Source organism: Sphingobacterium kyonggiense (genome assembly GCF_039536825.1).
Classification (GTDB): domain Bacteria; phylum Bacteroidota; class Bacteroidia; order Sphingobacteriales; family Sphingobacteriaceae; genus Sphingobacterium; species Sphingobacterium kyonggiense.
In genome coordinates, this window is record NZ_BAAAZI010000006.1 from 232766 (window position 1) to 257653 (window position 24888).

General features: G+C 38.7%; 23 protein-coding genes. 6 read left to right on the plus strand and 17 right to left on the minus strand.

The annotated features are described in order from the left end of the window. Positions 1–58: 58 nt before the first annotated feature. The 13 genes from rodA to ABD676_RS05925 all read right to left on the minus strand — a co-directional run bounded on the left by rodA (position 59) and on the right by ABD676_RS05925 (position 14587). Positions 59–1330, minus strand: coding sequence for a rod shape-determining protein RodA (gene rodA / locus ABD676_RS05865; protein ID WP_344673662.1), 1272 nt, complete (start codon positions 1328–1330; stop codon positions 59–61). A gap of 1 nt (position 1331) precedes the next feature. Continuing rightward, on the minus strand, positions 1332–3308 hold the full coding sequence (mrdA, locus tag ABD676_RS05870) for a penicillin-binding protein 2 (RefSeq protein WP_344673663.1): 1977 nt from the start codon (positions 3306–3308) through the stop codon (positions 1332–1334). Between the two features lie 21 nt (positions 3309–3329). After that, a complete protein-coding gene (gene mreD, locus ABD676_RS05875; RefSeq protein WP_344673664.1) occupies positions 3330–3857 on the minus strand; it encodes a rod shape-determining protein MreD in 528 nt (175 codons plus the stop codon). Beyond that, positions 3850–4686, minus strand: coding sequence for a rod shape-determining protein MreC (gene mreC, locus ABD676_RS05880; protein WP_344673665.1), 837 nt, complete (start codon positions 4684–4686; stop codon positions 3850–3852). The genes mreD and mreC overlap by 8 nt, the downstream gene beginning before the upstream one ends. Positions 4687–4767: 81 nt before the next feature. Beyond that, positions 4768–5790, minus strand: coding sequence for a rod shape-determining protein (locus ABD676_RS05885; protein WP_344673666.1), 1023 nt, complete (start codon positions 5788–5790; stop codon positions 4768–4770). Positions 5791–5941: 151 nt separating this feature from the next. Further along, entirely contained in the window at positions 5942–7609 is a 1668-nt protein-coding gene (locus tag ABD676_RS05890; RefSeq protein WP_344673667.1) for a M1 family metallopeptidase, read from the minus strand. A gap of 14 nt (positions 7610–7623) precedes the next feature. Then, entirely contained in the window at positions 7624–9288 is a 1665-nt protein-coding gene (locus tag ABD676_RS05895) for a DNA polymerase/3'-5' exonuclease PolX (RefSeq protein WP_344673668.1), read from the minus strand. 320 nt (positions 9289–9608) lie between these two features. Then, complete coding sequence (locus tag ABD676_RS05900) at positions 9609–9932, minus strand: SdpI family protein (RefSeq protein ID WP_344673669.1); 324 nt, start codon at positions 9930–9932, stop codon at positions 9609–9611. Between the two features lie 142 nt (positions 9933–10074). Then, positions 10075–11397, minus strand: a complete 1323-nt coding sequence (locus tag ABD676_RS05905) for an NAD(P)/FAD-dependent oxidoreductase (protein WP_344673670.1) — start codon at positions 11395–11397, stop codon at positions 10075–10077. Positions 11398–11586: 189 nt separating this feature from the next. Next, positions 11587–11916, minus strand: a complete 330-nt coding sequence (locus ABD676_RS05910) for a 2Fe-2S iron-sulfur cluster-binding protein (protein ID WP_344673671.1) — start codon at positions 11914–11916, stop codon at positions 11587–11589. A 3-nt stretch (positions 11917–11919) separates the two neighbouring features. Then, on the minus strand, positions 11920–12924 hold the full coding sequence (locus ABD676_RS05915) for an NAD(P)/FAD-dependent oxidoreductase (RefSeq protein ID WP_344673672.1): 1005 nt from the start codon (positions 12922–12924) through the stop codon (positions 11920–11922). Positions 12925–12926: 2 nt separating this feature from the next. Next, positions 12927–13364 (minus strand): MarR family winged helix-turn-helix transcriptional regulator, encoded by a 438-nt coding sequence (locus ABD676_RS05920; RefSeq protein WP_344673673.1) that lies wholly within the window; start codon positions 13362–13364, stop codon positions 12927–12929. A gap of 230 nt (positions 13365–13594) precedes the next feature. Further along, on the minus strand, positions 13595–14587 hold the full coding sequence (locus ABD676_RS05925; RefSeq protein ID WP_344673674.1) for an acyl-ACP desaturase: 993 nt from the start codon (positions 14585–14587) through the stop codon (positions 13595–13597). A gap of 219 nt (positions 14588–14806) precedes the next feature. Here ABD676_RS05925 and ABD676_RS05930 point away from each other — a divergent pair, with 219 nt between their 5' ends. Both ABD676_RS05930 and ABD676_RS05935 read left to right on the plus strand, forming a co-directional pair. After that, positions 14807–16030 (plus strand): SufS family cysteine desulfurase, encoded by a 1224-nt coding sequence (locus tag ABD676_RS05930; protein ID WP_344673675.1) that lies wholly within the window; start codon positions 14807–14809, stop codon positions 16028–16030. A 17-nt stretch (positions 16031–16047) separates the two neighbouring features. After that, positions 16048–16470 carry a SufE family protein gene (locus ABD676_RS05935; RefSeq protein ID WP_344673676.1) on the plus strand — a complete coding sequence of 141 codons (423 nt, stop codon included), beginning with the start codon at positions 16048–16050 and terminating at the stop codon, positions 16468–16470. A 59-nt stretch (positions 16471–16529) separates the two neighbouring features. Here ABD676_RS05935 and murI read toward each other — a convergent pair whose 3' ends face one another. Together murI and ABD676_RS05945 are read right to left on the minus strand one after the other, a co-directional pair. Further along, positions 16530–17354 (minus strand): glutamate racemase, encoded by an 825-nt coding sequence (gene murI / locus ABD676_RS05940; RefSeq protein WP_344673677.1) that lies wholly within the window; start codon positions 17352–17354, stop codon positions 16530–16532. A gap of 63 nt (positions 17355–17417) precedes the next feature. Next, on the minus strand, positions 17418–18836 hold the full coding sequence (locus ABD676_RS05945; RefSeq protein WP_344673678.1) for a glycoside hydrolase family 125 protein: 1419 nt from the start codon (positions 18834–18836) through the stop codon (positions 17418–17420). Positions 18837–19029: 193 nt separating this feature from the next. Between ABD676_RS05945 and ABD676_RS05950 the strand changes: the two genes are divergently transcribed. Beyond that, a complete protein-coding gene (locus tag ABD676_RS05950) occupies positions 19030–20670 on the plus strand; it encodes a gliding motility protein RemB (RefSeq protein WP_344673679.1) in 1641 nt (546 codons plus the stop codon). A 33-nt stretch (positions 20671–20703) separates the two neighbouring features. Beyond that, complete coding sequence (gene aroQ / locus ABD676_RS05955) at positions 20704–21123, plus strand: type II 3-dehydroquinate dehydratase (RefSeq protein ID WP_344673680.1); 420 nt, start codon at positions 20704–20706, stop codon at positions 21121–21123. Between the two features lie 69 nt (positions 21124–21192). Here aroQ and ABD676_RS05960 read toward each other — a convergent pair whose 3' ends face one another. Then, complete coding sequence (locus tag ABD676_RS05960) at positions 21193–22398, minus strand: multidrug effflux MFS transporter (protein WP_344673681.1); 1206 nt, start codon at positions 22396–22398, stop codon at positions 21193–21195. Between the two features lie 44 nt (positions 22399–22442). Beyond that, positions 22443–23297: a prolipoprotein diacylglyceryl transferase gene (lgt, locus tag ABD676_RS05965; protein ID WP_344673682.1), complete on the minus strand. Its 855-nt coding sequence runs from the start codon at positions 23295–23297 to the stop codon at positions 22443–22445. A gap of 93 nt (positions 23298–23390) precedes the next feature. Here lgt and ABD676_RS05970 point away from each other — a divergent pair, with 93 nt between their 5' ends. Further along, positions 23391–24506 carry a M42 family metallopeptidase gene (locus tag ABD676_RS05970; protein ID WP_344673683.1) on the plus strand — a complete coding sequence of 372 codons (1116 nt, stop codon included), beginning with the start codon at positions 23391–23393 and terminating at the stop codon, positions 24504–24506. A gap of 18 nt (positions 24507–24524) precedes the next feature. Continuing rightward, positions 24525–24845, plus strand: a complete 321-nt coding sequence (locus ABD676_RS05975; RefSeq protein WP_344673684.1) for a DUF3467 domain-containing protein — start codon at positions 24525–24527, stop codon at positions 24843–24845. Positions 24846–24888: the final 43 nt, after the last annotated feature.

Sequence of the window (24888 nt, forward strand, 5' to 3'; positions counted from 1 at the left end):
GGAAAATCAAAGTCTGTTGTCTGTTATCTATTGTCTCAAAGCGTAGCGGTCTCACCACCTAACTAACCGTTCCTTTTCTTGAAGAATCAAATCGTAAAAGGATAAATAGGAGTATGGTAAATGACCAAAGCGATGAACCTCCATAACTAATAAAAGGCAATGGAATCCCGATTACCGGTACTATCCCAATCGTCATCCCAATATTAATAAAGAAGTGAAAGAATAGGATAGAAGCTACACCATAAGCATAAATACGTGCGAAGGCCGTACGCTGTCTTTCAGCAATATTGACGATTCGAAGGAGTAGAGCGAGGTATATAGAAATTAGGACCACCGATCCTACAAAACCCCATTCCTCACCGATGGTACAGAAAATAAAGTCGGTACTTTGTTCCGGTACGAAATTGTATTTAGTTTGTGTTCCTCGAAGATAGCCTTTACCAAATAACTGTCCAGAACCAATAGCTATTTTTGATTGATTTAAGTTATAACCTTGGCCCTTTGGATCATCCATTTTACCTAGAATGATGTCAATACGATTTCTCTGGTGAGGTTGAAGAATCTTTTCGTAGGCAAAATCAACGGATAAGACATACACAGAAGAAACGACAAAAAGAACCACCATATTGATTACATTCTTTCGTTTCTTACGCATCATAAAGGCTAGGAAACCACAGATTACAGCAATAATACCTATTATCAACCATTGAGGAATTAATAGGGCCATAACGAAAAGGAAAATAGCTAAGCCTGCAATGATTAAAAACCCTGTACTTAAATAACCCTCTCTATAGAATACAAAAGTTAAAGAAAAGAACGCTAGGGCTGAACCTGTATCAGGTTGCAACATAACCAATCCTACTGGAAATAAAACGATTGCAGCACCAATGAATAAGGTCTTCATATTTGGTGTTTTATTCGTTTGATTGCTCAGGTAATAGGCTAAGAGTAAACAGGTGGCAAGCTTTCCAAATTCAGAAGGCTGAAGCCTAAAGCTGCCTAAGGGTATCCAAGCTTGATTTCCCCCTACATTCCTTCCGACGACCAGTACGGCTACCAATAATAAAACCACGACGGCATAAATAATAGGAGCTGAGGACATAAAGAACCGAGAATCTATAATCAATATACAGATCCCGATGATTAATGCTGAAAGTATATAGATGGATTGTTTGCCATAATTCGTTGCCAAGTTAAATAAACCTGGATTCTCAGGGTCATAAACTGCAGCATGTATATTGAACCATCCAATCAAGCAGAGGGTTAGCCACAGACCAATGGTAATCCAGTCAATACGTCCAAAGAAACTTCTGTTATTTAAATTGTTCATCTTATCTCTTCACTTGACTATGGTGTACCAATAGGGATGCTGCTTGTGCTTGTTTTTTCGGCTCAGTAGCCGTGGTTTTCAATGTCTGTTGTGTTTTGTTTTTGGTGCTGTCTTTTTTAACCTTTTCCGGTACTTTCTCTACTTTCTTTTTAGGCTTTGGAAGTAAGACCCCGTTATAAATACGGTCTTGGATATATTTTGGTAAAGTGATGGTATCCTTCAAATACTTTTCAACCAACATACTGGCTATTGGCGCTGCCCATGTTCCTCCATATCCCGCGTTCTCTACAAAGACAGCAATGGCAATCTTAGGGTTGTCTCGAGGAGCAAAAGCAAAGAATACAGCGTGATTATCTCCATGTGGGTTTTGTACTGTTCCAGTTTTACCACACATCTCAATTCCTGCAATTCTCGAAGCTGCACCCGTACCCCCTTGATTAACCGCCTGACTCATACCTTCGATAACAGGCTCGTAGTATTTTGCATCAACACCAGCAAATATCTTTTCGGTAAACTCTTCTTTCGCAATTTGTTTCTCTCCAATCCCTTTAATCAGGTGAGGACGGTAATAAAAACCTCGGTTCGCAACAATTGCCATAATATTGGCCATTTGTAAAGGCGTAATACCCATTTCTCCTTGACCAATCGATAAAGAAATATTATACCCTGATTTCCATTTATTACTACCCAAACGTTTGGTGTAAAAGCTGGATGTTGGGACCAAACCTGGGTTTTCTCCTGGAAGATCGATACCCAATTTAGTGCCAAGGCCAAATTTCTGTAAGCCATCACGCCAAAGATCATACGCCTTATAGCTTTCCATCCCACGACCATCAATCATCTTGGCATATACATAGCCGTAATAAGTGTTGCAAGACATTTTAATGGACTTCACCAAACCCGTTGCTCCATCCACGTGAGTACAGCGCATAATCGCACGGCCACCACTGTATCGGTATCCACCACCACAGTAAAATATGGTCTGATCATTTATTACTCCCGCTTGTTGTGCTGTCAAGGCAGAAACTACCTTAAATACAGAGCCCGGAGGATAGGATGCCTGAATTGGACGAATAAACATCGGCTTAGTTTCATCGTGCAACATTTTCATGTAGTTATTGCCCTTTTCTCGCCCTACCATCTTATTGGGGTTATAACCTGGACTACTTACAAAGGTCAAAATCTCACCAGTAGAAGGTTCAATAGCTACTACAGAACCTAGCTTATTCTTCATCATCTTCTCGGCTAGGATCTGTAATTCCTTGTCAAGAGATGAAACTAAACCATCACCAGTAACAGCCAAGGTGTCGTATTTACCTTCCATAAACCTTCCTTTAGGTCTATTTAAAGCATCGACCATCATATTTCGAACTCCACGTTTTCCTCTTAAGAGATCTTCGTAAGCACGTTCAACCCCTGAAGCTCCAATATAATCCCCAGGACGATAGAAGCCATTTGAACGTTCAATATCCTTTTCGTTTACCTCTTGGATATAACCCAAAAATTGGGCAGCAATACTGTCTGGATAATTTCTGACCGTACGGTTTTGAACATAGAAACCCCGAAATTTATATAGATGCTCCTGAAGTGTAGCATATACAGAAGAGGATATTTGCTTCATGAATTGCGAAGCCCGATATGGAGAATGCGCACGAGCTTTCTTCATACGCTCATCAAAATCAGCTTTCTCAATACTTAATAGATCACAAAGTAAGAGGGTGTCGATGTCTTTAACTTCTCGAGGGGTAACCAATAAATCATATACAGGTTCGTTTTGAACCAAGATCTTCCCATTTCGATCTAAGATAACCCCACGTGCAGGGTAAATGATCTCCTTCCGCATCACGTTGTTGTTGGCAGATAAAAGATACCTATCGTCAATGATTTGCAGAAAAAATAACCTTGCAATAATCACTAACGCAATAGCAATAAAAATCCCCTGAATGACGAACTTCCGATTGAAGAAACTATTGTTCATGAAATGAACCCCCTAATTTGTTTAATTGCCTAATAACCTCGACTTCCTCTTGTAAATCAGTAAACTGATCAGTAGTGTTAACAAGATAGTAAAAATACTGCTCAATAGAATACTGAATAAGGTACTTAAGTAATTAGAAAAGCTGAAATATTCTACATGGAATAGTACAATGTGGTGTACCAATGTTCCTATAGCTGCATAGGTCAGAAACCATTTTGATCCCATGATGCCTAAGGAAGGTGTTTCAAATGAATTTTGAACATCCACATCTAAGGTAATCTTGAAAAAGAATAAACGGAACCAAGCCAAGGCCACACAGGCCGCAGCATGTACGCCTATGGAATCATAAAATGCATCCACTGTTAATCCTGTTGCAAATGCCAATACGAATAAGATAAAATTCGGAATGTTTATAGGTAGCAACAATATGATTAGGATATAAGGAAATGGCGTAGCTAGGTTATAATAACCAATATTTTTGAATAATACCACCTGCAAAGCAATCAATGCCACAAAACGAAGTAAGTTGAAAATAATAACTCTACCCATTGTTATCCTCCGTTTGTGTCTCTAATTGATTTTTCTCTGCTTCATACAAGTCCTTGACAACATATACGTGGTTTAGATTGCTGAAATTCGTTCTAAGTTTAATTTTTACATCCAAAAAGCTTTCTCCAGAGGTAATACCTGTTTCGGCTACTGAACCAATTTCAATTCCTTTTGGAAACAATGAGAATCCAGATGTGTAGACTTTCTGTCCCTTAATTACTTTGACATGGTTCGGGATGTCCCTCACTAATGCATACTGTGGATCAATACTATTTCCCCAAACCAAGGATCCAAATACATTGGTTGTATCTAAGGTCACGGAAATACGGGTGTCGGGATGTAGAAGTGATTGTATGGTACTAAAGTGTTGAGATACATTTAGTACAATTCCTACCACACCATTGGATGTAATCACACCCAATCCCTTTTCAACCCCATCCAGAGATCCTTTGTTAATGGTGATGAAATTACTCTTCTGGTGGATACTGTTATTGACTACCTCTGCCATAGTGAATCTATAGCGATTCATTTCAATGGAATCCTCTACACGAACAGAATCCAAGGTATCAGTCAATAAATAATGTTGAAGTTGTTGTCTCAGTTGCGAATTCTCCTGTGCTAAATTCTTATTGGTTTCCTCTAAGGCTAAATAGCTTTTCCACGAATTTAATTTGTCATAGAATGAGCCGACCAATACATTGGATGAATTTACAAAGGCAGAACGTTGAAAGCGATTATTTTGGACAACTAACAAAAGCGAAACGATAAAGAACAACATAAACCAGAAGAAGGCGTTGTATCTTACCAAGAAAAGCCAAAGGTTTTTCATTCTAAATCGCTTTTAATAGGTACGCGATATACGGTTTGGAGTAACAGTATATCGCGTACGAAATAAATTTTGTTCATTTTATTACTGCATTAAGAACTTGAATCGACCAATGTTCTTTAATGCGATACCTGTACCACGTACTACAGCGCGAAGCGGATCTTCAGCTACATGTACTGGCAATTTTGTTTTTGCTTGAATACGTTTATCTAATCCACGTAATAAGGCGCCACCTCCAGTTAAATAGATACCGGTTTGGTAAATATCTGCTGAAAGCTCTGGAGGAGTAATCTCCAATGCTTTAAGAATTGCCTCTTCAATCTTTGAAATAGATTTGTCTAAACAGTGTGCAATCTCGGTATAAGAAACTGTAATCTGCTTAGGAATACCAGTCATCAAATCACGACCTTGAACGGCAAAATCCTCTGGTGGATCGGTTAGTTCAGGAAGTGCCGCACCAACTTCAATCTTGATCTTCTCCGCAGTACGGTCTCCGATCATGATGTTGTGCTGACGACGAATATATTGAACGATGTCTGAATCAAAGTTATCTCCAGCAACTCGGATAGATTGATCACATACAATACCTGATAGGGCAATAACGGCAATCTCCGTTGTACCACCACCGATATCAATGATCATGTTTCCAACCGGCTCCTCTACATCAATCCCGATACCAACAGCTGCTGCCATAGGTTCATGGATTAAGTAGACTTCTTTTGCTCCAGCGATCTCTGCTGAATCGCGTACCGCACGCTTCTCCACCTCAGTTATACCTGAAGGGATACAAACTACCATACGTAAAGAAGGGAAGAATAAGGTTTTTCCTTTATTTATCAATCGTACCATCCCACGTATCAAATGTTCTGCAGCCGTAAAGTCTGCAATTACACCATCGCGAAGTGGCCTAACTGTTTTAATATCATCATGTGTCTTACCCTCCATCTGCATCGCCTGACGACCTATGGCAATTACCTTATTCGTCTTGCGGTCAAATGCCACGATAGATGGCTCGTCAACTACTACTTTGTCATTATGAATGATCAGGGTGTTAGCTGTACCCAAGTCTATTGCAACTTCTTGCGTAAACCAATTAAAAAGCCCCATTTAGTTGTGAAAGTATGTTATAAAATTTAAATGCAAACCTAATGAAAAAAAATGGTTTTTATATAAAGCCAAAAAGATAATTCTGTAGTAAAATTCCTTTAGCTTTTTATTTTTTTCGACATATGGTATTGCTAACGTTTATCCTTGTAAATTATTGTATGCTAACCCCAATATAATAGTTAAAGGTGTCAGGTTTTATGCTCTCCTTGGTCAATCCTTCAAAGCTATGCGTAGTCCATCTGCTCGTCGCTTGAATTCGTATTGCCTTGCCATCTTTATCGAATATATGAACCGGCATTTTAAAGTTGTCGACCTCTGAAATCCAACGGATTAAGAATGTTCCTGCTTTTGGTGTTTCTTTGATTTCTAAGGTAGGGATTCCTTTATGACGGACATACTGATCAAACACTTTTGTCAGGTCGATTCCGGTATGTTCATTCATGTAGCTTAAGATGTCGTTATAATCTACTGTTTGATGGTAAAATTGCTTGTTCATGCCTCTCAATAAGTCACGCCACTTATCATCATCTTCCAGCATCGTGCGAATCATATTGTGTAACACGCCGCCCTTGTTATACATGTCCCCAGAACCTTCCTTATTGACACCGTATGGACCTTGTAATGGACTGTTGTTTTGGATGGCAGTACGGTTGCCATTAACATAAGCTTGTGAAGCTTTCTTGCCATAGAAATAATCAATAAAAAGAGCCTCCGAATAATTAGTGAAACTTTCATGAATCCACATATCTGCCAGATCTTTTGCGGTAATATTGTTCCCGAACCATTCATGTCCTGACTCATGAACTACGATAAAGTCCCATTTCATGCCCCAGCCAGTGCCAGAACCATCGCGTCCCAAATAACCGTTCTGAAACTTGTTTCCATAAGCAATGGCACTCTGATGCTCCATGCCAAGGTGGGAAGTCTCAACCAATTTATAACCGTCTTCATAAAAAGGATAAGGACCAAACCAATGCTCGAAAGCTTTTAGGGTTTCGTTGGCATTTTTCTTTAGGAAATCAATCTTACCAGCATTTTCCTTTAGCACATAATAGTCCAAGTCCAACTTGCCCTTTTCACCTGCGTAGGTCTCTTTAAAATGGGCATAGTCACCTATATTAAGTGCCACATTATAGTTGTTAATTGGATTTTTTACTTGCCAGTGGTACTTGGTATATCCATCCTTTAATTTTTCTGTTTTAACCAATCGACCATTGGAGACATTCATTAAGCCATTTGGTACTGCAACTGAAATCATCATGCCTTCGGGTTCATCCGATTGATGGTCTTTGTTTGGCCACCAAACACTGGCTCCCAATCCCTGACATGCCGTAGCAACCCAAGGCTTACCATTGCTGTCTTTTTTCCAATCAAATCCACCATCCCAAGGTGCACGAGTGGCCTGAATGGGATTACCGGAATAATAGACTGTAAAAGAGTCCTCTTTCCCTTTTTCGATATACTCAGGGAAATTGACAAAAACCGCATTGTACTCTCTGCTGAATTCTAAGTTTTTACCTTTATATACGACTTTATCAACCGAAAGGTTGTCAAATAAGTCAAATTGCAATTTATTGAATCGATCTACAGCTTTGAATTTGAATTCATTACTACCGGAGATGAACTTGTTATCTATGTCTACTTTAACATCTAAATGGTAATAAAGTACATCATAACAGGTTCTTAATGGAGTCAATTGTCCTCGTAAAGAGTCTGCCTTGTTGTAAATCTCTTTGGCTTTCATCAATTGAGCTTGTCCTTGCTGCAATCCTGCAAGCAATAAAAGTCCACTCAAGATAGCTTTTCCTTTGTTTATCATAATTAGGTGTTTGGTTATTTCTTTTTCTGGCTAAAAAAATCGGTAATGGCTTCTAGGTTAAAGGCATTAAGACACTTTTCTTTTGTCAATCCGCCTTTTCTTCCTACATAAACACCATATTCCATATCTAGGAATCCCTCTTTTCTATGGGCATCTGGATTGATGGATAATAAGACTCCCTTTTCCAAGGCATATTGATGCCAGCGCCAATCCAAATCCAATCGTAATGGATTTGCATTTATCTCAATAACCACCTGATTGGCCGCACATGCGTCAATAACTTTTTTATAATCTATCGGATATCCCGATCTAGACAAAAGTAAACGTCCAGTTGGGTGTCCTAAAATGGTCGTATATGGATTTTCTATAGCTTTGATTAATCGAGCAGTTGCCTTTTCTTCATCCATTTTCAAATTGCTATGTACCGAAGCAACAACAAAGTCAAACTTAGCCAATATCTCCTCTGGATAGTCCATTGAACCATCAGCAAGAATGTCTGATTCGATTCCCTTAAAAATCTTAAAAGGCGCCATCTTTTGGTTGAGAGCATCGATCTCTGCCCATTGCTGTTCTACGCGATCAATACTCAATCCATTCGCATAAACTGCAGTTTTGGAGTGATCACAAATCCCTAAGTACTCCAGTCCTAATTCCTCCTTACAGTAGGAAGCCATATCCGCAAGGCTATGGACCCCATCTGAGTAGGTGGAGTGATTGTGTAAACTTCCTTTTAAATCGGAATAGGTAATCAAACTTGGTAGTTGATTTGTCTTTGCTAATTCAATTTCATTGCCACCTTCTCGCAGCTCTGGCTCGATATAAGCTAAACCAAGGGATTGGTAAATGGCTTCTTCAGAGTTTAAACTGCCTATTTCTCCTATTTTAGATAAAGCTTCAAGATGTTCTTTAGATCCCGTGCTTATTAACAAGTTTTTTGCAAAGTCATTAGCATTGCTTGCTTTCAAGACAAATGAATATCCATTAGCGTCCTTAAAGCGAACCTGAGAATGCTCTTGATCTACATTTAACTCATATTTTAATCCTTCAACCATGCTAGTGGCATCAGCTTGGTCAGCCTCAATTAAAATAGCGACCTCTTGTAAGATCTCCATTTTACGGCGATAATCTCCTGTAAAGGATATCCGCTTATTCACCGCTTGTTTTTGTAACTGTATAAATACTTCTTCAGCAAACGGTTTTACCCGTGCATATAGGAACCATCCTTGACTAGCAATGCTGAATTCAATGGCTTTTTTGATGTCCTCCTGTGTTTTAAGTCCAAAACCCTTGGCTTCAATTAAGCGGTTCTCATTGCAAGCATAATACAATTCCCCAACAGATTCAATCTCTAAATCTTTCCATATTATTTGAACTTTCTTAGGACCCAAACCTTTGATTTTCATCATTTCAATAATTCCTTCAGGTGTCTTTTCAATGAGTTTATCCAACTCAGGAAATGTTCCTGTAGTAACCACTTGAATGATTTTTTCTGCAGTACTCTTGCCAATATTGGGTTGTTCGCTAAGCTCTTCTAAATTGGAATCTGCCGCAGAAAATGGAAGTTTTTCAATTCTAAATGCAGCAGTGGTCATTGCCCTCATCCGAAAGGAATTCTCATTGTGCAATTCCATTAATTGACCACATAATTTGAAAACCTTTGAGATGTCTTTGTTTGTCATGATGTATCGTGTTTGTATTGAGGTTCTCAAAAATACGAAATATTGGGAGAGAGGCAAGGATGCAGTAGAATAGATACAATTGGAAGATTATAAGGATAGCTCCAATAAAAAAATCCTGAGGTGGGGAACCTCAGGATTTTACCAAACCAATTATTAACCTAAATTATGAAATTATTTTACTCTTGTTACTCTTTTGCTTTCTTTAATACTAAAACGCAAGCCTCGTGCCTTTCGTGTGTAAAGACATGAGAGTTAACATTTTTTAACAATAATAAGGGTGTATATAAGGTTATTAGGTATAATATGTTGGGAAATCGCTATTATTTATTGTTGTTAATTCTTTTACGAAGTTGATTTTCTGTTAGGATTAGTGTAAGTAAAATACCCGAAAACAATAATCCTACAGCCAGTGGCTCAGCATAAAAGAATGGTGTAATTTTATGTACCACAATCAAGATAAAAGCTAATGCAATAAAGGGAGTTAGTAGTCGAGGAGCATAATTATTGGCAAATTGCCAATTCTCCAAGGATTGCATGGATAAAGGTGTTCTATAGCCAAAAATGGAATTAGGTTTTTTAGGTGGAAATACCAACCAATAAATACATACAAATAGGATTGTTCCGAAGGCTATTAACTCAACCATGCTTCTGCTAATAAATTCAAATCTTAAAATAGGATTTTTTTATAAGATTCACATAATATTAACCTGAAAATTAAAAAAGAAAAGAGTGTAGGGAGATGAAATTAAAAACCCTATCCGATTTTGGATAGGGTTCTCTTTTATTTTAATTTGTTTTAAGGTTTTGCAGTTCTTCGTTTGCCTTGATTGTCTCAGGCCTGTGGTATTTATGAATGATTAAGCGAATACCGGAGTTCTTCGTTAGGAATTTAATGCTCCAGTTTACAAAAGTTACCACACGGTTTCTAAATCCAAATATGGAAACCAAATGCACAAACATCCAGGTTGCCCATGCTAGAAATCCTTTCATATGAAAACTACCCATATCTACTACCGCACGATTTCTTCCAACGGTAGCCATAGATCCTTTATCAAAGTATTTGAAATCTACGGTCTCTTGATTATTTAATATATTCATGATATGCTGAGCCACATATTTACCTTGCTGTTGCGCTACTGGAGCAACTCCTGGTAAACCACGTGGGTTTTCTTCCGATATCATTGCTGAAACATCTCCAATGGCATAGACGTCTTTTAATCCCTCTACCCGGCATTGTTGGTCGATACGGATACGGTTTCCACGCTCGATAATCGCTGGGTCAATGCCTTCTGGCATTTGCCCCATAACGCCTGCTCCCCATAAAAGGGTTTTTGAAGGAATTTGCTCTCCGGAGGATAAGGTTACTGTATTGCCATCATATCCAGTTACTACAGTGTTCAAAGTAACTTTAACACCAAGCTCATTTAAATAACGTTCGGCATCTCGGGACGACTTCTCAGATAATGCACCTAAGATTTTACCAGTACCTTCTACCAAATACACTTTCATGTCGTAAGTAGAGAGCTCAGGATAATCTTTCTTAAGCATATGTTGTTGATATTCCGCAATCGCTCCAGAAAGTTCAACTCCTGTTGGACCTCCTCCTACGACAACGAAATTCAAATATCGCTGGCGATCTTCTGAATTCTTACGTAATACTGCCTCTTCTAAATTCTGAATCATGTAAGAACGAATATTCAATGCCTCAACGATATTCTTCATAGGTAAGGAATATTTTTCTACTTCTTTATTTCCAAAGAAATTACTTGTTGCACCTGTTGCTACTACCAGATAATCGTAATCGTAGTCGGCTACCGAAGTGTGTACAATTTTCTGCTCCGCGTCAATGCGTAACACTTCAGCCAAACGGAAACGGAAATTATCTTGATTCTTAAACATCTTACGTAGAGGAAAAGATATGGAATCTGATGCCAACGTACCTGTAGCTACTTGGTACATCAATGGCTGAAAAGTGTGGTAATTATTTCGATCAATTAATAAAACCTCTACTTCTTTATTCTTTAAGCGGCGTGCTAATTCAACACCACCAAAGCCTGCACCTATCACGATAACTCTTGGGAAATTTCTCTCAGAACGATTTAGTAACATAATACTTTTCTCTTTGTAAGAATTTTAAAATAAGGCACAAATATCTGACATTTTCCTGCATTATTTAGTAAATAATTGCATTAAATTTAGATTAAGAGCCATTTTCTTAATTGAACAATCTGCTATCTTCTTTGTTCTCAGTGGGTTAATTCTACCTTGCTAAGTGTTAAAAGTACACTATATTTTCTTTTATTGTAAACTACCCTTTATTTTCACAAATAGGCCTTCGTTTTGAGGACCTAATCGTAACTGACAGGCTAGTCGACTGTTAGCATCTGCATCGGGTAAAGTATCGAGCATATCCAACTCCTGATCTTCAGCTTCATGTAATTCTTCCATTCCCGCCAAAACCTCCACATGACAGGTCGCACAAAGTGCCATTCCGCCACAAGTGGCCAATATATCGTACTCCGAAGCCTTCAGTATTTCCATCAAGCTCAAATTGATATCCGTAGGCACTTCCACTTCCTGAATACTGCCATCTCGATCTTCTACTTTTATGGTTATAATATCTTCCATAGCTTAAAATGCATTAATCCCATTTACGGTGGTGTATTTAAAACTTAATTTCTGATCCGGATAAACATATTTAAAGGCACTTTGCGCCATCAATGCAGCTTCATGGTACCCACATAAAATTAACTTTAACTTACCTGGATAGGTATTGATATCCCCAATGGCATAAATACGTTCTATATTGGTCGAATAATCAAATGTGTTGACTTCAATCGCATTCTTATCGATCGTTAATCCCCAATCGGCTATAGGACCTAATTTTGGGCTTAATCCATACAGTGGGATAAAGTGGTCCGTATTCACCTGAACTTCTTCCTTGTTTTTATTACTCAAGGAAATGCTTTCCAAGTGACCATTTCCATTTAAGGCATGTAAATTATGCGAGAGTAGAAGGTTAATCTTACCTTCCTGTGCAAGATGATAGACTTTTTCTGCAGAATCAGGTGCTCCACGGAAGCTATCGCTTCGATGCACTAAGGTTACTTCTTTGGCTACTTCACTTAAAAAGATGGTCCAGTCCAATGCAGAGTCTCCTCCTCCTGCAATCACTATACGTTGATCACGGAAATTCTCCGGATTTTTAACCATGTAGTGAACTTGCTTACCCTCATAATTCGCTAAGTTTTGAATCTCTGGTTTTCTAGGTTCAAAACAGCCTAAACCTCCAGCAATAACCACAACTTGACAGTGAATTTGGGTGCCTTCAGACCCAACCACGATATAACTGCCGTCTTCTTGCTTCTCCAAGCCATCCACACGTTCCCCTAAGCTAAAGGTTGGCTTAAAGGGCTCAATTTGTTTCAATTGATTATCGATCAACTCCTGAGCCGTTATGCTCGGGTATCCCGGGATATCGTAAATTGGTTTATGTGGATAGATTTCGGATAGTTGTCCTCCAATCTGGGGTAGGGCATCAATTAAATGACAGCGCATTTTTAATAATCCGGTTTCAAAAACAGCAAAGAGACCGACAGGTCCAGCTCCGATAATGCAAATATCTGTTGTTATCATAGCTATATAGTATCTAAGTTTGAATAGATTTGATTTAATATTCTTGTAAAATGTTGGAAATCCTCATCCGAGAGATTCTCCCATGCCTTCATACGAAATTCCTTAACCATAGGTGCCAAATTTTTGACTTGTTGCTCACCACTCTCTGTCAGTTGAATATGTAAGCTGCGGCGATCTGTTGGATTCTCCACCCGTTGTGCCAAACCTTTCTTCAGCAATAAATCTATAATTCGAGTCATCGTTGGTTGATCCTTTCCACAGTTCTCCGCAAGTTCCTTATGCGTTAAATCCTTCTGCTCATAAAGGGTCTTTAAAACCGACCATTGATCAACCGTCAAATCAATCCCATTACTAGAAAATGATGACTGCGCATATTGCTTTACCTTTCGGGCCGTACGGTCCAAAATGAAGGAATATTGATTGAATTGTTCTTTTAGCATAACAATTATTAGTATGACAAGTAAATATACACAATGTTTAGATGTAATAACGAATTTCCGAATAAAAATGACGGTATAATTACCTATAAGATACCTAATCAGTTTGATAGCTTAATGTTGCTGTAAAAGAGTAACTTAGGTTGTATAATATTATATATTTACAACTAATATTTAAGCATTAAAAAAGGCGTTCCTCTCGAAACGCCTTTTTCTATTTTAATTCAAATGAATTAATAAATCCATTTAAAGTTATATTGTTTTTCAGGGATCTTCATACGATCGGCTAATCGTAAAAGACGGTCTGGAAGTTTCATCAAATAATCACGAGCTTTTTCACCTTTTTCGTTTAATCCAGAGATTTGATCGATTTTCCATTCTTTGATCAGCTCTTTAAGGATATCTACATAGTCAATAGCGGTGTAAACCTCTAAACGTTGTGCAGCATCAGAGAAGTGTGCAAAGGCATCACCTTGTGGCTCACCAGATTCTCTTAAGAATTGTGCAGGCATCACGATTTTTTTCTTCATCATGTCTTCAAATGCCAACATCACCTCACTAGGATCGACTACAAAGGCTTGAGAAATAAAGGACATATAAGCTTTAGCATGTCTTGCTTCATCTGAGGCAATCACACCACACATTTTTGCTAATAATTTATCTCCTGACTTCTTCGAAAGAGCAGCAACTCTTCTGTGCGAAACATTGGTTGCTAATTCTTGAAAGGAGGTGTAAACAAAATTTCTGTATGGATCTGCTCCCGTACCAATATCAAAACCATCTTTGATCAAATACTGTAAGGAGATTTCGAATTGACGCATATCAATTCTTCCAGAAAGGTAAAGGTATTTATTCAGCAAATCACCATGGCGGTTTTCCTCTGCAGTCCAAGCTCTAACCCAACGCATCCATCCACCTTGCTCATTCTTATCTACATCATCAACCATGGTCAACCAAGACTCATAAGTAGGGAGTGCTTCCTCAGTAACCGTATCACCAATTAATACTGCCACTAAATCATATGGTAATTCTTTTGCACTTTCCTGTAAATCCCGAATTTCTTCGAAAAAAGTGTCTCTTGATGCATCTGGAAGAAAGTCAGCCGGTTGCCACATCTCTTCCACAGGTTTTAAGTATTCGGACATTTCATTTAACATGAATGGTTCCAAATAGGCCATCACCTCTTTTCTAGAGCCTTCTGGGATATTTAAAGGTTGTTCTTGCATAATTAAACAAAGATAATTAAAGTATATTTAATATAGGTTTAAATTTTAGGATTTACCTTTCCCAAATAAGAGATTATTTTGCATTTTCTTTCTTTTCCACCATTCATGGTCATTTTAACATCACAATGGCAGCAATAAATCCCCTGAATTAACGTAAGGATAGCCCGATTGTTTTTATTATATATTAACTTTGTAGAACTTTTATCAAAACAACGAAAATTGAACAACTTAGATATACAAGCAATCCGTCAATCCTTTCCGATCTTAAAGCGTGAGGTGAATGGAAAGCCGCTCATCTACTTAGACAACGGTGCTACAACTCAAAAACCACAAGCTGTTATTGATGCTATTATAGCTTATTATACCGACATGAACAGTAATGTGCACCGCGGTGTACACTACTTGAGCCAGATTTCAACAGATGCCTTTGAGGTAACACGCCGAAAAGTACAAGAGTTTATTCACGCTGCACATGATTATGAGGTGATCATCACGAAGGGTACGACCGATAGCATTAACTTGGTAGCCACTTGTTATGGTGAAGCTTTTGTGAATGAGGGTGATGAAATCATTATCTCCGCCATGGAGCATCACAGTAATATTGTGCCTTGGCAAATGCTTTGTGAACAGAAAAAAGCCGTGTTGAAAGTTATCCCTATGAATGAAGCCGGTGAACTGGATATGCACGCTTACCAAGCATTATTGAGTTCCAAGACCAAAATGGTAGCTGTGAATTATGTTTCTAATGCTTTAGGAACAATCAATCCCATTAAGGAAATCATAAAACTGGCACATCAGCAAGGTGCAGCAGTCTTAGTCGATGCAGCCCAAGCTGTACAACACATTAAGATTGATGTTCAAGAATTAGATGTTGATTTTTTGGTGTTCTCAGGCCATAAAATGTACGGTCCTACAGGAGTAGGCGTGCTTTATGGTAAAGAAAGCTGGTTAAACCAAATGCCTCCTTACCAAGGTGGAGGAGATATGATCAAGGATGTAACCTTTGAGAAGACAACCTACAACGAGCTTCCTTTTAAATTTGAAGCTGGAACTCCAAATATTGAAGCGGGTATAACCCTAAATGCTGCCATTGATTTCATCAACGAATTAGGCATTGAAAATATCAAAGCTTATGAGGATGAATTGTTGGCTTATGCTACCGAGAAACTTAAAGAAGTTGATGGCCTTCGTATGATTGGTACTGCAAAAGAAAAATCTTCCGTGCTATCCTTTGTGGTCGATGGTACTCACCCTTACGATATCGGTGTCATCCTGGATAAATTGGGTATTGCTGTTCGAACAGGGCACCATTGTGCTCAACCGATCATGGAGCAGTTTGAAATACCAGGTACCGTACGTGCTTCTTTAGCGGTCTATAATACCAAGGAAGAAATTGATGCGCTGGTAGCAGGAGTGAAACGAGCAGTGGCCATGCTGGTCTAATAATTACAAAAGAACTTATGACAATAAACGAAATACAAGACGAGTTAATCGATGATTTTGCTTTTTATAACGATTGGATGGAAAAGTATGAGTACATCATTCAGTTAGGAAAAGAATTGCCTTTGATTGAAGAGTCTAATAAACAAGATCAATACATCATTAAAGGCTGCCAATCCAAAGTATGGTTGTATCCCGAAATGAAAGATGGCAAATTAGAATTTACTGCAGATAGCGATGCGGTCATTACAAAGGGATTAGTAAGCTTAATGGTGAAGGTACTTTCGGGGCATACACCAAAAGAAATTGCCGATGCAGAACTTTACTTCATCGAACAAATTGGATTGAAAGAACACCTTTCCCCAACCCGTGCAAATGGATTATTGGCAATGGTCAAACAAATGAAACTTTATGCTTTAGCGCTACAAGCAAAAGGCAATTGACATAAGAAAAGCTACTTTTTAAGTAGCTTTTTTTTATAGTCGTTTCACTGAAATAACGCTTAAACCTTAATAAAATTTGAGGCTATTTTCCGATCAAAAAAGATCTCCGCTTTATTGTTAAAATCCAATGGGTCATCTGTCGTAAAGAATTGTAGACTTCCTGTTTGACTACATTGGCTCTCCACCTCCGGGTGTCTCTTTAAATAGTCAATAAGGCTTGCTGCAACGATTTCACCTTGCGAGATAATGTTGATTCCCTTTGGGGTGTATTTTTCGATTAGAGGCAATAATAAAGGGTAATGCGTGCAAGCCAATAGGATGGTGTCCATATCCGGCGACTTTGCCAAAAGCTCCTTGATATCTTGTTCTACAAAGAAGTTCGCTCCTTCACTGCTTAATTCATTGTTTTCCACCAGAGGTACCCAAAAAGGACATGCATGTTGAAAGACTTCCATCTGTGGATGGAACTTGTTGATTTCAATTACATAGGACTCCGAATTAACCGTCCCAGGAGTCGCTAATATCCCCACTTTATTGGTTTTACTAAATTTATCTACAACTTCAGCAGTAGGGCGGATAACACCCAATACTTTCTTGCCTTCTGGTTGGTCATGCTGCTGAATACTGCGCAAGGCTTTTGCAGAAGCGGTGTTACAGGCCAAGATTACCAAATTACAACCCAGGTCAAAAAGTTTGAATACACATTGTTTCGTGAACTCATAGACCGTTTCAAAGGAACGGGTACCATAAGGCACACGGGCATTATCCCCTATATAGATGTAATCATATTGGGGTAGTTGTTTATAGATTTCCTTGAAAACGGTTAGACCTCCATATCCGGAATCAAATATTCCAATTGGGCCTGCAGGGTATGTTGTCGACATTGTAAATAAAAATAGCACTAAGAGGATTCCCCTTAGTGCTGAACATGCAAATTGGGAAATCCTTTATTTAAGCAAAGATGGTTTTTCTTTGTAAATTTTCCATAATAGTTCGCCAAATAATGTATTGGTCCATGCAAACCAATGGCGCGTAAATTTCTTCGGATCGTCTTTGTGGAACGACTCATGCATAAAACCTGTGTCTCCATGCGTTCTTTTCAACGTTTGTACACATTCGCGAATTTCTTCATCATTGGTTGAAGTCATCGCACGCATAATAATGGACATTGGCCAAATCATGTCACGACCGATATGTGGACCACCAATTCCTTCTGCAAATTTCCCTTTGAAAAAGAATGGGTTCTTGTCCGATAATATATAGTTTCTGGTGCGCTGGTAAACTTCATCATTTACATCCACAGCTCCTAAGTATGGCAAAGCCAATAAGCTAGGTACATTCGCATCATCCATCATCAGGTAGCTGCCAAAACCATCGACCTCAAATGCATAAACTCGTCCATGCGTAGGGTGATCTACAATACCATATTGTTTAACTGCAGCCTCTACTTCATTTGCCAAAGCTTCCATCTTAGAAGCCAATTCTGTGTTGTTTTTTACTTTTCTTAAGATCTCAGCCGATTGTCTTAAACTGGTTATAGCAAATAAATTTGATGGTATTAAAAAAGGAAAAACACTACTGTCATCCGATGGACGGAAACTCGAAACGATTAGTCCAACAGGTTTTACAGGATAACCATAGCCATCTACCTGTAAGGTATCTGAACCTCTGGAGGTTGTGCGACTAAATTGGTATGGTCCTAAGCTATCTTTACGTTGCTGTTCGATAAAAGTCTTTAAGGTATTTTCTTGTGCCTTTACCCATACATCATCAAATGGTGTTTTATCATTGGTTTCTTTCCAATAATGATAAGCCAAACGAATCGGATAACATAGTGAATCAATTTCCCATTTACGCTCATGGATTCCGGGCTTCATCGCCGTATGGTCAGAAAACCATTCCCCTTTTTTCGTTGGGTCATTGTAAAAGGCATTTGCGTATGGATCAATATTGATGCATTCCGATTGTTTGTTAATCAATCCTAAGATCAGATCCTTTAACTTCGGATCTTTTTTCATAATAGGGAGGTATGGCCATACCTGAGCACTACTGTCCCTAAGCCACATGGCATCAATATCACCTGTAATTACATAGGTCAGCTTACGATTTCCTTTTGTTTCGTCATAAATGGTCGTATCTAAGGTATTTGGCAAACAGTTGTTGAATAACCAACCTAATTCTTTATCGGCCACATTCTTTTGAAATTCTTTGATCATATCCTCAACAGCTTTGCTGTTGAAATGACGGTCTTTTAAAGGGACACGTACCGTAGGAAATACCGTCTGGAAGTCAGCAAATGATAATTTGCTGGCAAACATACCGGCACCTAAAAGGGCTGAATTCTGTAAAAAAGTTCTTCGCTTCATATGGTTCTTTATGGGTTATTTATCGATTTATTGTCCCAATATACAAATTGTATGGCAAATATTATAGCAAGAATAAACGTTTTAGCTACTTATTTAACTAAAAATGATATTGCCTGTCGGAATAAACGTACCTTTGAGAACTTTTAGGAATAGAATTTGATAGTATAGCCCAAATAACTCGATTAATTTATTTATGAAGCAGACCGTATCCTATGTAATAGGCGGATTACTGACCCTCGGGTACCTCAGTCCATTACATGCACAAGTCAAGAATCAACCATACTCTTATCAACATTATCAGAAATACGATGAGGAATTATACTCAACGGAAACCCGTTATCATACTTCTTCTAAACCGTATCTGTTTAAGGGACGCTTGTTGGAGAAGATGGATTCTATACAATCTTTAAATCCAACTTCTTCAGACAATTGGTTCATGCGAAAAATCTTCAATGAACATTTGGTTCAGGTAGAAAAAGAAGACCATAGTTTTTATCTAGATGTCTTACCAGACTTTTTGATAGGGAAGGAGTTAATCAATGAAGATAAACGTTCGACTTGGTTGAATACTCGTGGTGTTCAGGCAGGTGTGACCATCAAAGATAAATTTACATTCTACGGTAATTTCTTTGAAAACCAAGCTGTATTCCCACATTATATTGATGAGTATGTGCAGCGATCCATGGTTGTTCCAGGACAAGCAGCAGTGAAAAATCAAATGAACAGAGAAAAGGATTGGATGTATGCTACGGCCAATGCAACCTATGATTTTTCCGATTACTTGCAAACAACATTAGCATACGATAAAAACTTTATTGGAGACGGTTATCGTTCGGTACTGCTTTCTGATTTTTCTTCCAATTATGCGCACCTAAAAGTGACTGGTAAAGTTGGTAATGTGCAGTATACGTCCATTTGGGCCTACATGAACGATCCTCGCAACCCACGTACGGATTCACTGAATTCGGGTGGTCGCTATGGTGATGGTATTAAATGGGGAGCATTTCAATACTTGGATTATAATGCTACAAATAGATTATCCATTGGGTTCTTCCAAGCGGTAACTTGGGCTAATAAAACTCAAGCTGGAAAACGTGGTTTTGATTTTAATTATTTGAATCCGGTAATGTTTTTGCGTGCTGTAGAAAATGCCAATCGTACTTCTCCAGACAAGATGTTCCTAGGTTTAAATGCCAAATATAAAGTCTTAAAGAACGCGACTGTGTATGGTCAGTTTTTGTTAGGGGAGTTTACAGCCAAAGAATTCTTTTCAAATAAGGGATATAAGCATAATAAATGGGGTGCACAGCTAGGTGCAAAAGCATTCAACATATTTGGTGTACAGAATTTAAATATTCTTGGTGAATACAACCTTGTACGTCCTTATACCTACCAGCATTTTGTGTCTATCTCCAATTACTCCAATCGAGGGGAACCTTTGGCGCATCCTAGAGGAGCGAATTTCCGTGAATTGATTGGTTTGGCGAATTATTCCTGGAACCGCTTTGATTTCTCTGTACAAGGACTTTACAGCAAATTCGGTACAGATCCTAGCGATGGTATGGGTGGATATATTAATTACGGAGGTGATATCTTCCAATCATACAATACCGCGCCAAATGTATATGGAAATAAAATTGGACAAGGCGTGAAGAATGAATTATTCTTTGCGGACTTTAAAGCTGCCTATGTCTTAAACCCAAAATATAATTTACGAGTAGAATTGGGCTATACTCAACGCTATAACAGAATTGAGGGAAACCCAACACAAAAATCCGGTGTGATTAACTTCGGATTGCGTTCTAGTTTCCGCAATTTCTATGGAGATATGTAGGATAATGCTATCTTTAGAGCCTAATTCAAACTGATGAAAAAGATATTAATCCTCAATGGTCCAAATTTAAATCTCTTAGGGGTAAGAGAAAAAGGTATCTATGGTGATCAATCTTTCGAAACTTACTTTGAAGAGTTGAAGTCCCAATTTCCAAATTTGGAGCTTAGCTATTTCCAGAGTAATTCGGAAGGATCATTAATCGATAAACTGCATGAGGTTGGTTTTTCTTGGGATGGAATTGTATTTAACGCAGGTGCTTATACCCATACTTCGGTCGCATTAGGAGATGCCATAGCAGCCATCAATACACCGGTAGTAGAAGTGCATATTTCCAATGTTCACCAAAGAGAAGCCTTTAGACATCAATCCTATCTTTCTAAAAACTGCAAAGGAATCATCGTAGGTTTTGGATTAGACAGCTATCGCTTGGCGATAGACAGCTTTACGAAGTAACAGCAATTAATCATATAAAAAAGGCTTGGAACATCTTCCAAGCCTTTTCTATTTGCTTTTATTATTCGATTAAAAATCGGTATTCGTCTTGACATATCGACGCACAAAGCCGTGCAGCATAAGTGATGCCACCGCACCAGCGCACATGACCGATAACATGGGCCAAGCAGTCTCATTGTGCAAAAGGCTGACCACTGCAGATGCCAAAGCACCGATAGCCATTTGAATACAACCCAATAGGGCAGATGCACTACCGGCTAATGCCTTAAATGGTGATAAGGCAATGGCTGACGTATTGGGAAAGATGAATCCATAACCAAATAGAAACATAAAAATCAAAATCAATAATACGGGGAAACTTAGCATATCTAATGCGATAGCCAGTATCATCAAGATTCCTACAGCAGCCTGCCAAATATTAGCAATCCTAGATATCTGAGCCGATGACCAGCGCTTTAGAAACCATCGGTTTAATTGGGTGGCTATAATCATCGCTGATGCTACAAACGCAAAGGCTAATCCATATTCCGATTTACTTAAACCAAAAATGGACTGCATGATATAGGATGAACCCGCTAAGTAGGCATAGGTGCCTGCCGAAGAAATAGAGCCTATTAAACAATAGGATATAAAAGTCCTGTTGGAAAGTACCTCCCAGAAATTCTTTAAGATGGAACTTGGTGCCAATGAAAGATCCTTATTGCCCGCATAACTTTCCGGTAGAAAGAATTTTGTTCCTACCAATATTAGAGCTGCTAGGATGGTCAAGAAAATAAAGATGAAATGCCAATCAAGATGCTGCAACATAAACGCACCAATACTTGGAGCTAAAATAGGCGATACCCCAATCACCAGCATCAATAAACTGAATACTCGGGCAGCTTCTCGGCTGGAGTAATAGTCCGTCACCATCGCTCTAGCGCCGACCATACCACCACAGCTACCTAATGCTTGTAAGAAACGCAGTAGAATCAAATGGTTGATATCGCGGGTAAAAGCACACAAAATGGAAGCTACTACATATATAGCTAATCCAACCAATAGGGGCTTTTTACGGCCATATTTGTCAAGCAAGGGACCATAAATAATCTGCCCAAAAGCTATCCCTACAAAAAAGGAGGTAAGAGATAATTGTACATTTTCAACCTGTGTATTGAAATCATGTGCAATCGTGTCAAATGCTGGTAAGTAAAGATCGATGGAAAAGGGACCTATTGCAGACAATAGGCCGAGAATAAGTAAGGTGAGTTTAGTGTTTGATTTTGTAATGGACATAGTAGCATGTATGAAAAAAGCCCTGCCAAAAGGCAGGGCGAATATTATTTTTTCTGTGGGGTTTCACTTGGCTTTCTAAATAGCAGAAAGACACCCACTAGAATAAATGGAATACTTAAGATTTGTCCCATATTCAATAGCATACCTTCTTCAAATGCTACCTGATCAATTTTTACAAATTCGATCAAGAATCGCGCACTGAAGGCAAGGATTAAGAAAATACCAAATAGTTTACCTGGACGTGGATTGGAATTCTTATTGTAAATTACCCATAATATAATGGCAATTAAGGTATAAGCCAATGCTTCATACAATTGTGCCGGGTGACGCGGAATAGTATCCACCACTCCTTGCGTGATAGCACCTTCTTTACTGAAGATCATGGCCCAAGGAAGGTTGGAAGGATTTCCGATCATCTCCGAATTGAAGAAATTACCAATACGGATAAAGGCACTGGCAATCGGTACCACCAACATTAAGCGGTCTGCAATCCACATGAAGTTCGTCTTCGTATTACGCGAAAACAACCATAGCGCAATCAGGATACCCACTGCGCCACCATGACTTGCCAATCCTGTAAAACCTGTTAAATGCCATTCCCCGTTAATTTGTTGGAAGGGAATGAAGATTTCTAAAAAATGCTTCTTGTAGTACGCCCAATCATAAAATAAGCAATGCCCTAAACGAGCTCCTGCTAAGGTACCTACAAAAATATAAATAGTAAGTTTGTCTAAGAGTTCCTGTGATTTTCCCTCGCGCTTAAACACCTTTAACATAAAGTAGTAGGAAGCAACAAATGCTAACAACCAACATAAAGAGTAATAGCGGATTCCGAAGGAGCCAATCTTGAATATTTCGGGTTCAGGGTCCCAAGTAATAAAACTTAAAAAATCGATCATACGGTAATATTAAGGTTCGTAAAGATAAGGTTTCGGTTTTTATTTTTGCGAAAATTCAAGAAATACTTATTTTGTGCCGAATAAACAAAGGCTATGGCTAAAAAATCAAATATCGTACAAGAACCAGCACGTGTGGTCAACTCCGAGTCGCTGAAATTCTTTGAAAAATATATCAATAACCCCTCTCCAACAGGTTTTGAATGGGCAGGACAACGCATGTGGTTGGATTACCTTAAACCTTATGTGGATGAAACATACATTGATAATTATGGAACTGCAGTGGGGATCATCAACCCGAAAGCTACTTATAAGGTAGTTATTGAGGCACATGCCGATGAAATTTCCTGGTTTGTGAATTACATTTCTAAAGATGGTCTTATCTATGTGATCCGTAATGGTGGCTCTGACCATCAAATTGCGCCTTCTAAACGAGTGAACATTCATACGGATAAAGGAATTGTAAAGGCCGTTTTCGGTTGGCCAGCAATCCATACACGCTCAGGAGAAAAAGAAGAAGCGCCTACTTTAAAAAACATCTTCCTGGATTGCGGTTGTACTTCGAAAGAGGAGGTGGAAGAATTGGGCATACATGTGGGCTGTGTCATTACCTATGAGGACGAGTTTATGCTGCTTAACAATCGTTATTACGTAGGCCGTGCTATGGATAACCGTGCCGGTGGTTTTATGATTGCTGAAGTAGCTCGTTTACTTAAGGAAAATAAAAAGAAACTGCCATTTGGTTTGTACATCGTCAACTCTGTGCAGGAAGAAATTGGTCTTCGTGGGGCTGAAATGATTGCACAATACATTAAACCAAATGTAGCGATCGTGACGGATGTTACGCATGATACCAATACGCCAATGATCAATAAGATTACCCAAGGCGATTTGACCTGCGGGAAAGGGCCTGTCGTATCTTATGCACCTGCGGTACAGATTAATTTGAATAGACAATTGATTGAGGTTGCTCAAAAGAATAACATCCCGATTCAAAGGCAAGCAAATTCCAGATTCACCGGAACAGATACAGATGCATTTGCTTACTCCAATGGCGGTGTGCCTTCTGCTTTGATCTCTCTACCGCTTCGTTATATGCATACGACAGTGGAGATGATCCATATGGATGATGTGGATAATGTCATCCGATTAATCTACGAAATGGTACTTTCCATTCAGAAAGACCAGGACTTCAGAACGTTTAGTAAATAAAAACAATCATACAAAACCATGGATAACCAGAATCAAGATTTGCCAGAAAATCAAGAAATTAGCATTGAATTAACAGAAGATATGGCAGAAGGTGTTTACTCAAACTTAGCCATTATCACGCATTCACATACCGAATTTGTATTGGATTTCGTTCGTTTGATGCCCGGAGTACCTAAGGCAAAGGTAAAATCACGCGTGATCTTAACCCCTGAGCATGCAAAACAATTGTTGAAAGCATTACAGGAAAATATTCAACGTTTTGAAGGACAAAACGGAGCGATAAACTCAAGAGATATTCCTTTTCCGTTAAACTTTGGCGGAGCCAAAGGTGAAGCGTAAAATCATTTCAATTACCCAAAGGAAAGCCAGTTTGATGAAAACT